Source organism: Streptomyces sporangiiformans, assembly GCF_005768555.2.
In the GTDB taxonomy this organism is placed as follows: domain Bacteria; phylum Actinomycetota; class Actinomycetes; order Streptomycetales; family Streptomycetaceae; genus Streptomyces; species Streptomyces sporangiiformans.
The window spans coordinates 194400-208358 of the sequence record NZ_VCHX02000180.1; the positions used below are offsets into that span (position 1 = coordinate 194400).

10 protein-coding genes are annotated in these 13959 nt (G+C 69.4%); 8 read left to right on the plus strand and 2 right to left on the minus strand.

Annotated features, from left to right (window positions below):
- Positions 1-19 precede the first annotated feature (19 nt).
- Positions 20-811, plus strand: coding sequence for an IclR family transcriptional regulator (locus FGD71_RS33350; RefSeq protein ID WP_119104300.1), 792 nt, complete (start codon positions 20-22; stop codon positions 809-811).
- Between the two features lie 43 nt (positions 812-854).
- Here FGD71_RS33350 and FGD71_RS33355 read toward each other — a convergent pair whose 3' ends face one another.
- Entirely contained in the window at positions 855-2840 is a 1986-nt protein-coding gene (locus tag FGD71_RS33355) for an ABC transporter ATP-binding protein (protein ID WP_240436885.1), read from the minus strand.
- Between the two features lie 153 nt (positions 2841-2993).
- On the opposite strand from FGD71_RS33355, the gene FGD71_RS33360 reads away from it, so the two are divergent.
- From FGD71_RS33360 to FGD71_RS33375, 4 genes are all read left to right on the plus strand, one after another.
- Positions 2994-3968, plus strand: a complete 975-nt coding sequence (locus FGD71_RS33360; RefSeq protein ID WP_119104301.1) for a lysylphosphatidylglycerol synthase transmembrane domain-containing protein — start codon at positions 2994-2996, stop codon at positions 3966-3968.
- Between the two features lie 335 nt (positions 3969-4303).
- Positions 4304-5380 (plus strand): mechanosensitive ion channel family protein, encoded by a 1077-nt coding sequence (locus FGD71_RS33365; RefSeq protein WP_119104302.1) that lies wholly within the window; start codon positions 4304-4306, stop codon positions 5378-5380.
- Between the two features lie 280 nt (positions 5381-5660).
- Complete coding sequence (locus FGD71_RS33370) at positions 5661-6878, plus strand: right-handed parallel beta-helix repeat-containing protein (protein ID WP_119104303.1); 1218 nt, start codon at positions 5661-5663, stop codon at positions 6876-6878.
- A gap of 189 nt (positions 6879-7067) precedes the next feature.
- Positions 7068-8414 (plus strand): glycoside hydrolase family 43 protein, encoded by a 1347-nt coding sequence (locus FGD71_RS33375; protein ID WP_420878371.1) that lies wholly within the window; start codon positions 7068-7070, stop codon positions 8412-8414.
- Between the two features lie 138 nt (positions 8415-8552).
- Here FGD71_RS33375 and FGD71_RS33380 read toward each other — a convergent pair whose 3' ends face one another.
- A complete protein-coding gene (locus FGD71_RS33380; RefSeq protein WP_119104305.1) occupies positions 8553-10865 on the minus strand; it encodes an FdhF/YdeP family oxidoreductase in 2313 nt (770 codons plus the stop codon).
- Positions 10866-11142: 277 nt separating this feature from the next.
- Between FGD71_RS33380 and purU the strand changes: the two genes are divergently transcribed.
- The 3 genes from purU to FGD71_RS33395 form a co-directional block, all read left to right on the plus strand.
- Positions 11143-12015, plus strand: a complete 873-nt coding sequence (gene purU / locus FGD71_RS33385) for a formyltetrahydrofolate deformylase (protein ID WP_119104306.1) — start codon at positions 11143-11145, stop codon at positions 12013-12015.
- 97 nt (positions 12016-12112) lie between these two features.
- Positions 12113-13378: a serine hydroxymethyltransferase gene (gene glyA, locus FGD71_RS33390; RefSeq protein WP_119104307.1), complete on the plus strand. Its 1266-nt coding sequence runs from the start codon at positions 12113-12115 to the stop codon at positions 13376-13378.
- Between the two features lie 57 nt (positions 13379-13435).
- Positions 13436-13959, plus strand: a 524-nt coding sequence (locus FGD71_RS33395) for a serine dehydratase beta chain (RefSeq protein WP_276147171.1), incomplete at its 3' end; no start/stop codon positions are given.

The window sequence follows — 13959 nt, forward strand, 5'->3', positions numbered from 1 at the left end:
CACCCAGCGAGAGGTCGTCATGGCCAAGCCCATGAAGAACCCGCCGACGTACGGCGTCACCAGCGTGGACCACGCGCTGCAGCTCGCGGTGATCCTGCAGGTGGAGGGCCCTCTCACGGTTTCCGAGGCCGCTCAGCGGCTCGGCGTGGCCCGCTCCACCGCCCACCGCCTGCTCTCCACGCTGGTGTACCGGGACTTCGCGGTCCGGAACGAGGACCGCACCTACCGCGTCGGCCCCGTCCTCGAGATCGCCGACCGGACACAGTCGAACGTCGCGGCCGTCCGGGCCGCCGCCCTCGGCCCGATGCGGGCCCTGGTCGACACCCTCGACGAGACCGTGAACCTCAGCATCCGCACCGGCCGCACCGTACGGTTCATCGCCTCGGTCGAGTGCGCGCAGGCACTCCGGGTCGGGAGCCGCGAAGGCATGGTGTTCCCCGCGCACCAGGTGACCGGCGGTCTGGTCATGCTGGCAGCCCTCGACGACGAGGAGCTGGCCGCGCTCTACGCCCCCTCCCCCACCGGCGGATCCGAGGAACGCCCTGACCTGACGAGACTGCGCACCGAGCTCCGCGCGGTCAGGCAGAGCGGCGTGGCTCTCAACCTGGAACGTTCCGAGCGGGGTGTCGTCGCCGTCGGGCGTGGCGTGACCGACTCCGGCGGGCACACGGTCGCCGCCGTCTCGGTCTCCATGCCCAGCGTGCGCCACTCACCGCACCGGCTGAACGAGGTCGTGGCGGCACTGACCACCGCGGCGGGGGCGATCTCCACCGCCCTCGGCAACGGAAACCCCGACCCCACCCGCGCCTGACGAAACACCGGCCCACTCCACGGCTGCGGCACCCGCACGCCGCCTACGCCACCGCTTCCTTCCCCACCGTCTCCGCCCCCACCGCTTCCTTTTCCTTCCCCACCGGCTCCTTCCCCAGTGGCTCCTCCCCCACCGCGATCTCGCTCACGTCGGCCTCCGGGCCGTGCGGGGTCTTCGCGAACTGCGTCCGGTACAGCTCCGCGTACCGCCCACCCGCCGCGAGGAGTTCCTCGTGAGTGCCGCGCTCCACGATCCGGCCCGCCTCGACCACGAGGATCGCGTCGGCGGCCCGTACCGTCGACAGCCGGTGTGCGATGACGACCGCGGTACGCCCCTCCAGAGCCTGGGTGAGCGCCTCCTGGACGGCGGCTTCGGAGGTGTTGTCCAGATGGGCGGTCGCCTCGTCCAGGATGACCACCCGCTGGCGGGCCAACAGCAGCCGCGCGATGGTCATGCGCTGACGCTCACCGCCGGAGAGCCGGTAGCCGCGCTCGCCCACCACCGTTTCGAGGCCGTCGGGCAGCGAGCGGACGAGGTCGTCGAGGCGGGCGCGGCGCAGGACGTCCCACAGTTCGTCGTCGCCGGCCTCGGGCCGGGCGAGCAGCAGGTTGGCGCGGACCGATTCGTGGAAGAGGTGCCCGTCCTGGGTGACCATGCCGAGGGTCGCCCGCATCGACTCGGCGCTCAGGTCGCGCACGTCGACGCCCCCGATGCGTACGGCGCCCTCGTCGGTGTCGTAAAGCCGCGGCAGTAGTTGCGCGATGGTCGACTTTCCGGCGCCGGAGGAGCCGACGAGCGCGACGGTCTGGCCGGGTTCGGCGCGGAAGGAGACGCCGTGCAGGACTTCGGCGCCGCCACGGGTGTCGAGGGCGGCGACCTCCTCCAGCGAGGCCAGGGAGACCTTGTCGGCGGACGGATAGGCGAAACGGACGTCGGTGAACTCGACGGAGGCCGGGCCGTCCGGCACCTCGCGTGCGCCCGGCTTCTCCTCGATCAGCGGCTTCAGGTCGAGCACCTCGAAGACCCGCTCGAAGCTCACCAGGGCACTCATGACCTCGACTCGGGCTCCCGCCAGGGACGTCAGGGGCGCGTACAGTCGGGTGAGGAGCAGCGCCAGCGACACGACGGCGCCCGGCTCCAGGCTGCCGCGCAGCGCGAACCAGCCGCCGAGTCCGTAGACCAGCGCGAGCGCCAGCGCGGAGACGAGGGTGAGGGCCGTGATGAACGCCGTCTGTGCCATAGCCGTGCGGACCCCGATGTCCCGCACCCGCCGAGCCCGCGCCGCGAACTCCTTGGACTCGTCGTCGGGCCGCCCGAAGAGCTTGACCAGTGTGGCGCCGGGCGCCGAGAAGCGCTCCGTCATCCGCGTGCCCATCGCGGCGTTCAGATCGGCCGCCTCGCGCTGGAGTTTCGCCATCCGGCTGCCCATCCGGCGGGCCGGCACCACGAACACCGGGAGCAGCACCAGCGCGAGCAGCGTGATCTGCCAGGACAGGGCGAGCATCACGGCGAGGGTGAGCAGCAGCGTCACGACGTTGCCGACCACTCCGGACAGTGTGTTGCTGAACGCACGCTGCGCGCCGATCACGTCGTTGTTGAGACGACTGACGAGCGCGCCCGTACGAGTACGTGTGAAGAACGCGACCGGCATGCGCTGCACATGATCGAAGACCGCCGTCCGCAGATCGAGGATGAGTCCCTCCCCGAGGTTCGCCGAGAGCCAGCGGCTCGCCAGCCCGAACACGGCCTCGGCCAGCGCGATCAGGGCGATGAGCAGGGCCAGCCGTACGACGGTGCCCTCGTCGCCGTCGGACACGATCACGTTCACGACACTTCCGGCGAGGACCGGTGTCGCGACGGCGAGCAGTGCGGTCACCACGCTGAGCAGCACGAACTGCGCGATGCGACGCCGGTGCGGACGGGCGAATCCGGCGATGCGGCGCAGCGTCACGCGGGCGAAGGGACGCCGCTCCGTCTGGGCGGTCATGACGCTGTGCAGCTGCGTCCAGGCTGTGGTCTCCATACTCATGAGGGACACGGTAGAACCTCAAGCAGACTTGAGCTCAAGGAACGATTCACGGCCTGCACCGAGGCCAACAGCCCGAGGACGTACCCGCCACGTCAATCGCCGTCCGCGCGCCCGCAACCCGCTGTTGGCGCGGCGCGGAGAACCTCTCCCCATATGACGGACGTACGACTCCCCAGGCGAGTCCTCCGGACCTTCTCCGGGCGCCTCGCGGTCCGCAGGATCCTCTGCCTGCTCCCCCTCGTGCTCGTCCTCTGGGTCGCGGCGCGCCACCGGTCCGTACTGGTGGAGGGCTTCGCTCACCTGGGGACGGCCGAGTGGCCGTGGCTCCTGGCGGCCGTGACGGCGACCTGCCTGACGTGGGTCGCGGCGGCCGTCACCCGGCAGGGCGCGCTCGTCGAACGGCTTCCCAGGCGCCGGCTGCTGGCCACGCAGTTCGCGGCGGGCGCCGCGAACCACCTGCTGCCGACGGGGCTGGGCGCGACGGCCGTGAATCTGCGGTTCATGACGGTCTGCGGTGTTCCGCCGGCCCGCTCCTCGGCGGCGCTCGCGCTCTACATGCTCGCCGGGTTCGTCGCCCGGATCGGCCTGCTGCTGGTCATGCTGGTCGCCCTTCCCGACGCCCTGCAGATCGGCCCGCTCGTCCCGGACGGAGCGGCCGGTCCCCTGCTGCTCGGCGCAGGCGTGGTGGCATGCGCGGCAGTAACGGTTCTGCTGCTCGTACGGCGGCTGCGTACCGTAGTCCTCTCGTTCCTGCGGACCGCCCTGGGCGAGGCCCGCTCCGTGCACACCCGGCCGATCCGCGCGCTCGCTCTGTGGGGCGGCGCGCTCTCGTTCCCGATGCTGCAGGCGGCCGGACTGGCCGCGGTGGGCCGGGCGTTGGGGCTGCCGGTGCCGCCGCTGCACATGGTGCTCGTGTATCTGGCGGCGACCGCCGCCGTCGCCGTCATCCCCACGCCCGGCGGCATCGGCTCGGTGGAGGCCGCGCTGATCGTCGCGCTGGTGGCGGCGGGCGGCCCGGTGGCCGTGGCGACGGCGGTGGTGCTCGCCTACCGCATCATCACGGTGTGGTTGCCGCTGCTGCCGGGGGCGTTGACGCTGGGCGCGCTCGTCCGTCTGAAGGTGATCTGAATCTCCCGCGGTCCGGCTTGAGTACGACGGCGTATCCAGGCCATCTTGGGCCCGGCCAAGTCGGAGTCGACGGATAGTCCGTCCAGGTCCCACGACGTGTCGCGCCGGGGCGCCGGACGAGGTCCGAGGCAGCGCTTGGGCGTGCCGAGTTGGCCGGACCGGAGCGGGCGTGGGACGAGGCACCGCCGTGCATGCGGCAGGATGAGCGAGCCTGCCGCTGGGCGGTCGACGTCCCGGCGGGCACGCACATCTCGGAATCGAGCAGCAGGTGGCAAGGTGACGACACATCACATACCGGGCGTACGCCCCCTTCTCAGATCGACGGGAGGCAGCTGGTGAACCGCGACCTCACAGCGCACGACATGATCATCGCCGGCGTCTGGGTGGCCATCGGGCTCGTGGCGGGCTTCCTGCTGCGTATGCTCCTGCGCTGGCTGGGCAAGCACGCCACCCGCACGCGATGGAGCGGGGACGACGTCATCGTCCACGCGCTGCGCACCCTGGTGCCGCTCGCGGCCCTCACCGGGGGGTTGGCGGCCGCCGCGGCGGCACTGCCGCTGACGGGCCCGGTCAACCACAACGTCAACCAGGTCCTGACGGTCCTCCTCATCCTCGCCTCCACCGTGACGGCGGCGCGCGTGATCACGGGCCTGGTACGGGCCGTGACCCAGTCCCGGTCGGGCGTCGCCGGATCGGCCACGATCTTCGTCAACATCACCCGCGTCGTCGTGCTGGCGATCGGCATCCTGGTCGTCCTGCAGACGCTGGGCATCTCCATCGCCCCGCTGCTCACCGCCCTGGGCGTCGGCGGCCTGGCGGTCGCTCTCGCCCTCCAGGACACCCTCGCCAACCTCTTCGCGGGCATTCACATCCTCGCCTCGAAGACGATCCAGCCCGGCGACTACATCCGTCTGACGAGTGGTGAGGAGGGCTACGTCGTCGACATCAACTGGCGCAACACCGTCGTACGCAACCTCTCCAACAACCTCGTCATCATTCCCAACGCCCAGCTCTCCAGCACCAACATGACCAACTTCAGCCGTCCGGAACAGGAGATGACGCTCACCGTTCAGGTCGGGGTCGGCTACGACAGTGACCTGGAGCATGTCGAGCGGGTGACCTCCGAGGTGGTGTCCGAGGTGATGACGGAGATCGAGGGGGCCGTCCCCGAGCACGAACCCGCCATCCGTTTCCACACGTTCGGGGACTCCAGGATCAGCTTCACCGTCATCCTGGGTGTCGGCGAGTTCAGCGACCAGTACCGGATCAAGCACGAGTTCATCAAGCGGCTGCACACGCGCTACCGGGTCGAGGGCATCAGGATTCCCTCCCCCGCGCGGACGATCGCGTTGCAGCAGAGTGGGGCGGCGGCCATTCCACAGCAGTGGGACGGCGTCACTTCGGTTTCGTAGGCGCGAGTGGGGCGGGGCGGCGTGCGATGACGCCGCCCCGCCGACGTTATCGAGCGCCCAGGTTATTGAGTGCCCAAGTTATTGACGTGTCCCCACCTGCCCCTTAGCGTCTGACCGGTTTACCGAACTCCGTTCGAAATATCGAGCGTTCGATGTGGTGTCACCGGCGTGGCGGATTCCCTGCAGCACCCGGCACCGGTCCGTCGGTCGCGCGGCAACGTTCGCGCCTCGGGCGACCACAGACCCGCGACAGCGTCCGGACAGGGAAGAGGGAAGCCTCATGCGCGCAGTGGGAGTGCTCACCGGGTTGGTCGTGCTGGGCGCCGTGGTGCCGGCCACGTCGGCCACGGCGACCGCCGACGAGGCTTCGGTCTCCGCCACGCCGACCATCGTGGTGGCCGTGAGCGGCGACGACTCCGCCCCCGGTACGCTCGCGCGTCCGCTGCGAACCATCCAGAAGGCCGTGGACAAGGCGCGGCCCGGAGACGTCATCGCCGTACGCGGCGGTACGTACGGCCTGACCGACAACATCACCGTCACCACCTCGGGCACGGCGTCCCAGCCGATCTCCCTGGAGGCGTACCAGGGTGAACGGGTCGTCATCGACGGGGAGAAGCTGCCCGCCAGCCACACGCCGGTCGGCGGCAGCATCCCGCGCGCCGAGCGCGGTGCCGTCCACCAGGAGGCGTCCTACTGGCGGATGTCCGGACTGGAGATCGTGAACGGTCCCTACGGCATCTACTGCGACGGCTGCAACAACAATGTCTTCTCGCGCCTGACCACCCACGACAACTACGAGTCGGGCTTCCAACTGCAGGGCGCCTCCAGCAACAACCAGATCCTGAACCTGGACAGTTACGGCAACCGCGATCCGCGCAAGAACGGCGAGAGTGCGGACGGCCTCGCCATCAAGGAGGGCAGCGGGACCGGCAACGTGGTGCGGGGCGCACGGCTGTGGAACAACGTCGACGACGGGTTCGACGCCTGGAAGTTCACCTCGCCGATCGTCATCGAGGACACGATCACGTACGGCAACGGCTTCAACCGCTGGAACTTCCCGGACTTCGCGGGCGACGGCAACGGCTTCAAGATGGGCGGCGGCAGCCCGGCCCCGGCGGTGGCCCACACTCTGCGCAACAGCGTCGCGTTCAAGAACGCGAAGCACGGCATCACTGACAACGGCAACCCGGGTGCCCTCGCACTGAGCCGGAACTCCACGTTCCGTAACACCGGGACCGGCTTCGACGCCGACGGCTCGGGATCGCGTGCGGTGCTGAGCGGCAACCTGTCCATCGCGGACGGGCGGGCCGTCGCCCTGGGCTCGGCGACCGTCTCCCAGGGGAACTCCTGGAATCTGGGCGGCAGTTGGGGCGAATCGTCCGTCCAGAGCACCGATACGGGCGCGATCACAAATCCCCGCGACGCCGACGGGTCCCTGCCGTCCGCTCCGGCGTTCCTCGTCCCGCGCGACGGCACCGCGATCGGGGCCCGACTGTGAACTGACCGTTCCGAACGGCCCGTTCCCCTGGGCCTGAACCACCGTAGGGCCCAGGGGACGGGCCGTACCACGAGAAGAGAGCACCAAGGAGAGCCGCACATGAACACACCGGACAGACCCGCCGCCGTACCGCACAGCACCAGACCCTCGGACACTCGGCCACCGTCCCGCCGCGGCGTGCTGCGCGCGATGGCCGGCCTCCCCGCTGCGGGCTTCGTCCTGGGCGGACTGGGCGCACTGCCCGGAACGCTCGGCACCGCCCTGGCGGCGGCACCGCCCCGCGGCTCGGCCACCCGGTACACCATCGTGCCGTTCCTCAACAGCAGCGACGCCACGGTCAACGTCTACGAGTCCGACGACGCCACCGACTTCCGGCTCGTGAAAGCGTCCGCCTACACCCCACCCGCCAACCGGATCCGTGACGCCAGCATCTTCCGGCACTCCGACGGCAACTACTACCTCACCTACACCACGCACACCTGGCAGGACACCAGCACCACCATCGGCTTCGCCCGCAGCTCGGACCGGGTCAACTGGACTTTCCTGTACGACTACACCGTTCCCATCGCGAACCTGTCCCGTGCCTGGGCGCCCGAGTGGTTCGTCGACAGCGATGGCAGCGTGAACATCATCGTGTCCTGCTCGACCGCCAACGACCAGTGGATCTTCACTCCGTACCTGCTGAGGGCGACCAACTCCGCGCTCACCGCCTGGTCCGCGCCCGTGGCCCTGTCCGGCATCGGCGCCAACCACATCGACACGTTCATCGTGAAGATCGGCTCCACCTACCATGCCTTCACGAAGAACGAGACGGCGAAGTACATCGAGTACGCCACCGCCACCGCCCTCACCGGCCCGTACACGATCCGCAAGACCGGCAACTGGGCGGGCTGGGGCAGCACGCGCGAGGGCGCCGCACTGATGCAGCTCGACAACGGCGCATGGCGGATCTTCTTCGACGGTTACGGCGACGGCAGCTACTACTTCAGCGACAGCTACGACACGTTCGCCACCTGGAGCGCCCCCAAGAAGCTGCCGGGAATCTCCGGCACGGCACGCCACTTCACCGTGCTCAAGGAGACGGTCTCCGGGGGCGTGAACCTGTCGACCAACATCACCCGCTCGTTCCGGTCGGCCAACTTCACCACCCGTTACTGGCAGGAGCAGTCCTCCCTGCTCAACCTCCCGGTGGTGAGCGGCTCGAGCAGCGCCGCGGAGAAGCAGGCCTCCACGTTCACCGTCGTCCCTGGCCTCGCCGACGCGAACGGCTACTCCTTCCGGAACGCGGCCGGGAACTACCTGCGCCACTGGGACTTCCGGGCCCGCTTCGACGCGAACAACGGCTCGTCCACGTTCGCCAGGGACGCTACGTACATCGCCCGCACCGGCACGGCGAGCGGTTCCGTCCGCTTCGAGTCGTACAACTACCCGGGCTACTACCTGCGCCACTACAGCTACCAGCTCCGCGTGGACCCCTCCGACGGCACCGCCCTGTTCCGCCAGGACAGCTCGTTCGTACCCGTAAATCCCCTCTGACCTGCGCGGAAACCTCGTCTGACCGGAGCCGTCGCACATCAACCTGGTGCACGATTCCCTCGTGCACCAGGTCGGTGGTCACGCGCGAAGCTCAAGGGCCAGCGGTACGACGCAGACGGCATCCTGGAGCGCGAAAGCTCACTGGTCCCTGGACGCCCCGGCATCCGATTCCAGCCGGACCACGATGGACTTGGAGGTGGGGGTGTTACTGATGGCTGCCGTGGAGTCCAGGGGCACCAGGACGTTGGTCTCCGGGAAGTACGCCGCGCAGCAGCCGCGGGGCGTCGGGAAGGCGACCGTGCGGAAGCCCGGTGCCCTGCGCTCCACCCCGTCCTCGTACTCACTGACGATGTCGACGAGGTCGCCGTCGGCCAGGCCCCGGGCGGCGAGGTCGTCCCGGTGCACGAACACCACCCGGCGTCCCTGGTGTATGCCCCGGTAGCGGTCGTCCAGTCCGTAGATGGTCGTGTTGTACTGGTCGTGCGAACGCAGCGTCTGCAGCAGCAGCCGGCCTTCCGGTACGCGCAGGATCTCCAGTGGGTTCACGGTGAAGTTGGCCCGGCCGGTAGCGGTGGTGAAGCGGCGCTCGTCGCGGGGCGGGTGGGGCAGGGTGAAGCCGCCCGGTTGCCGCACTCGGTCGTTGAACTCCTCGAAGCCGGGAATCACACGGGCGATGCGGTCGCGGACGCGGTCGTAGTCGGCTTCGAATTCCTCCCAGGGCACCTGGGGGTCGTGGGCCCCGAGGGCGGCCCGGGCCATCCCGCAGATGATCGCCACCTCGCTGAGGAGGTGATCGGAGGCGGGGGCCAGTCGTCCTCGCGAGAGGTGCACCATACCCATGGAGTCCTCCACCGTTACCAGTTGGGGCCCCGAGGGCCGGAGGTCCGCCTCGGTGCGGCCGAGGCAGGGCAGGATGAGCGCCTGTTCTCCGGTGACCGCGTGTGACCGGTTGAGTTTGGTGGAGATCTGCACGGTGAGTCGGCAGCCGCGCAGCGCCCGTTCCGTCAACTCGGTGTCGGGGGCGGCGGCGACGAAGTTGCCGCCCAGCCCCACGAAGACCTTCACTCGGCCGTCGCGCATGGCGCGGATGGTCTCGACCGCGTCGTGCCCGTGGTGACGTGGTGGTGCGAAACAGAATTCGGCGCCGAGTGCGTCGAGGAAGTCCTCGCTCGGCTTCTCGTAGATGCCCATCGTCCTGTCCCCCTGCACGTTGGAGTGGCCGCGCACCGGGCACAGCCCGGCGCCGGGACGGCCGATGTTGCCGCGCAGGAGGAGGAAGTTGACGACCTCCCGGATGGTCGGGACGGAATGGCGGTGCTGGGTGAGGCCCATCGCCCAGCAGACGACGATCTTCTCGGCGGCGAGTATCTCCCGGAACGCGGCCCGGATCTCCTCCTCGGACAGCCCGGTGGCCTCCCGGACGTCCTCCCAGGAGGTCTTGCGAGCCGGCTCGGTGAACTCCTCGAAGCCGTGCGTGTGCGCGGTGATGAAGGGGGTGTCGAGGACGGTGCCGGGCGCGTCGTCCTCGGCTTCCAGCAGCAGCCGGTTGAAGGCCTGGAACAGCGCCTGGTCGCCGCCCAGCCTGATCTGCAGGAAGAGGTCGGCCAGCTGCGTACCGCCGCCGACCATGCCGGACGGCCGCTGGGGGTTCTTGAACCGGAGCAGGCCCACCTCGGGCAGCGGGTTGACGGCGATGACGCGGGCGCCGCGATGCTTGGCCCGCTCCAGAGCGGAAAGCATCCGCGGATGGTTGGTGCCGGGGTTCTGGCCGACCACAAGGATCAGGTCCGCCTCGTAGAGGTCCTCCAGGCTGACGCTGCCCTTGCCGATCCCGATGGTCTCGACCAGGGCCGAACCGCTGGACTCGTGGCACATGTTGGAGCAGTCCGGCAGGTTGTTGGTGCCCAGCAGCCTGACGAACAGCTGATAGACGAAGGCGGCCTCGTTGCTCGCCCGGCCGGAGGTGTAGAAGGCGGCCTGGTCGGGGTGGTCCAGGGATGCGAGCTCCCGGGCTACGACCGCGAACGCGTCCTCCCACGAAATCGCTTGGTAGTGCGCACCGCCCGCCGGACGGTACATGGGACGGGTGAGGCGCCCCTGCTGTCCCAGCCAGTAGTCACTGCGGCCGGCGAGCTCCTCCAGAGCGTGCTCGGCGAAGAACTCCGGGGTAACCCGGCGCAGGGTGGCCTCCTCCGCCACGGCCTTGGCCCCGTTCTCGCAGAACTCCGCACGATGCCGGTGTTCCGGTTCGGGCCAGGCGCAGCCCGGACAGTCGAAGCCGTCCTTCTGATTGACCCGGAGCAGGGTGAGCAGGCCACGACGCGCGCCCATCTGGGTGCCCGCGTGGCGCAGTGAGGAGGTGACCGCCGGAATTCCGGCGGCGTAGTTCTTCGGTGAACCCACCCGCAGTCGGGCGTCGCCGGGATCCTCAGCGGGTGCTTTGCGGGTCATCGATGGCGCTCCGCGGTGTGTGGGAATCGAGGGAAGCCGGCTGCCGCTGGGCTCCACGGACCACGCCGCTTCAGACGTCGCTGCCCGGGCGGCGGTGGCACGGCCGCGATGGCGGCACGTTTCTCATTACGCTGAGTATTCCTCATTGCGCAACACGTCAAAGAAAGCCGCCTGGCCGCCTTCTGTCAAGACAGCACCCTTGACCGGAACCCGTCCCCCTTGGACCATGTTGCGTATCGCTCGCCTTGTTGCTCATTACGCACCGCTGGAGCATGCCATGCCACCTCGCCCCCACCCCGGCCGCGAGTTCGTCCTCACCCTCTCGTGCCCCGACCAGGCCGGGCTGGTCCACGCCGTCAGCGGCTTCCTCGTCAGCCACTCCGGGAACATCCTGGAAAGCCAGCAATTCGACGACCGCCTGCAGGGTCGTTTCTTCATGCGCGTGCACTTCGACGTCGCCGACCCGGAGACATCACTGGAGCGCCTGCGCGCCGATTTCGCCCCGGTGGCCGAGGCGTACCGGATCGGCTGGCGGCTGCACGACGCGGCCGCCCCCACGCGCACCCTGATCATGGTCTCCAAGTACGGTCACTGCCTGAACGACCTGCTGTTCCGCAAGAGCACCGGCGCTCTCAACATCGAGGTCCCGGCGATCGTCTCCAACCACCGGGACTTCGAGCCGCTCGCGCGGAGCCACGGCATCCCGTTCCACCACATCCCCGTCACGCCGCACTCCAAGGCGGAGGCGGAGGCGGAACTCCTGGAGCTGATGGAGCGGTTCGAGATCGACCTCGTGGTCCTCGCCCGCTATATGCAGATCCTCTCGGACGACCTGTGCAAACGGCTCGACGGCCGGGCCATCAACATCCACCATTCCTTCCTCCCCAGCTTCAAGGGAGCCCGCCCCTACCTCCAGGCCCACCAACGAGGAGTCAAGCTGGTCGGGGCCACGGCCCACTACGTCACTCCCGACCTGGACGAGGGACCCATCATCGAGCAGGACGTCGTCCGCGTGGACCACTCCCACGACCCCGACGAGTTGGTCACCGTGGGCCGGGACGTCGAGGCCCGGGTACTGGCGCGGGCCGTGCGGTGGCACAGCGAGAGCCGCATCCTGGTCAACGGCCACCACACCGTGGTCTTCCGCTGAGGGCCCTGTCCCGCGCCCCCACTGTCGTCACCGCAGCCCGACAACTCCCCGCCGAGGCGTACGGCGCACCCTGCGCCCCAACACGAGGAAGCCGCAGATGACCGTTCTGAACACGCCCCTGCACGAGCTCGACCCGGAGGTCGCCGCCGCGGTCGACGCCGAGCTGAACCGCCAGCAGTCCACCCTCGAGATGATCGCCTCCGAGAACTTCGCGCCCGTAGCGGTCATGGAGGCACAGGGCTCGGTCCTCACGAACAAGTACGCCGAGGGCTACCCGGGCCGCCGCTACTACGGTGGCTGCGAACACGTGGACGTCGCCGAGCAGATCGCGATCGACCGGCTCAAGGAGCTGTTCGGCGCCGAGTACGCCAACGTCCAGCCGCACTCGGGTGCCTCCGCCAACCAGGCCGCGCTCTTCGCGCTGGCCCAGCCCGGCGACACCCTCCTCGGCCTGGACCTGGCCCACGGCGGCCACCTGACCCACGGGATGCGGCTGAACTTCTCCGGCAAGCAGTTCAATGTGGTCGCCTACCACGTGGACTCCGAGACCGGCCTGGTCGACATGGCCGAGCTGGAGCGGCTGGCCAAGGAGCACCGGCCGAAGGTGATCATCGCGGGCTGGTCGGCGTATCCGCGTCAGCTGGACTTCGCGGAGTTCCGCCGGATCGCGGACGAGGTCGGGGCGTACCTGTGGGTCGACATGGCGCACTTCGCCGGCCTGGTCGCGGCCGGCCTCCACCCCAACCCGGTGGAGTACGCGGACGTCGTCACCTCCACCACCCACAAGACGCTGGGCGGCCCGCGCGGCGGCATCATCCTGGCCAAGAAGGACTTCGCCAAGAAGCTCAACTCGTCCGTCTTCCCGGGCTTCCAGGGCGGCCCCCTGGAGCACGTGATCGCGGCCAAAGCCGTCTCCTTCAAGGTCGCCGCCTCGGAGGACTTCAAGGAGCGCCAGCGCCGTACGGTCGAGGGCGCGCGGATCCTCGCCGAGCGCCTGACCGCGCCGGACGCCCGCGAAGCCGGCGTGAACGTCCTGTCCGGCGGCACCGACGTGCACCTGATCCTGGTCGACCTGCGCGAGTCCGAGCTGGACGGGCAGCAGGCCGAGGACCGCCTCCACGAGGTCGGCATCACGGTCAACCGCAACGCCGTCCCGAACGATCCACGCCCGCCGATGGTGACGTCGGGCCTGCGCATCGGCACTCCGGCCCTGGCCACCCGCGGCTTCACGGCCGAGGACTTCGCCGAGGTCGCGGACGTCATGGCCGAGGCGCTCAAGCCGTCGTACGACGTGGAGGCGCTCAAGGCCCGGGTCAGGGCGCTGGCGGACAAGCACCCGCTGTACCCCGGTCTGAACAAGTAAGTCCCCGGTGGGGCACCCGGACCGGTTGCCCCACCACCCCCGTAGTGAGGAGTCCCCGTGGCCATCTCGGTCTTCGACCTGTTCTCGATCGGCATCGGCCCGTCCAGCTCCCACACGGTCGGCCCGATGCGCGCGGCCCGTATGTTCGCCCGCCGGCTGAAGGAGGACGGCGTACTCGCCCAGACCGCCACAGTGCGCGCCGAGTTGTACGGCTCCCTCGGTGCCACCGGCCACGGCCACGGCACCCCGAAGGCCGTACTGCTGGGACTGGAGGGCAACGAGCCGCACACGGTCGACGTCGCCCAGGCCGAGGACGATGTCGAGCGGATCAAGTCGACCGGAAGGCTGCGGCTGTTGGGCGTCGAGATCGGCGACGCCCAGGAGATCGCCTTCGACTTCCACAACAGCCTGGTCCTGCACCGGCGCAAGGCACTGCCGTACCACGCGAACGGCATGACGCTCTGGGCGTACGACACCGACGGGACGGAACTCCTCTCGAAGACGTACTACTCGGTGGGCGGCGGCTTCGTCGTGGACGAGGAGGCGGTCGGCGCGGACCGGATCAAGCTCGACGACACCGT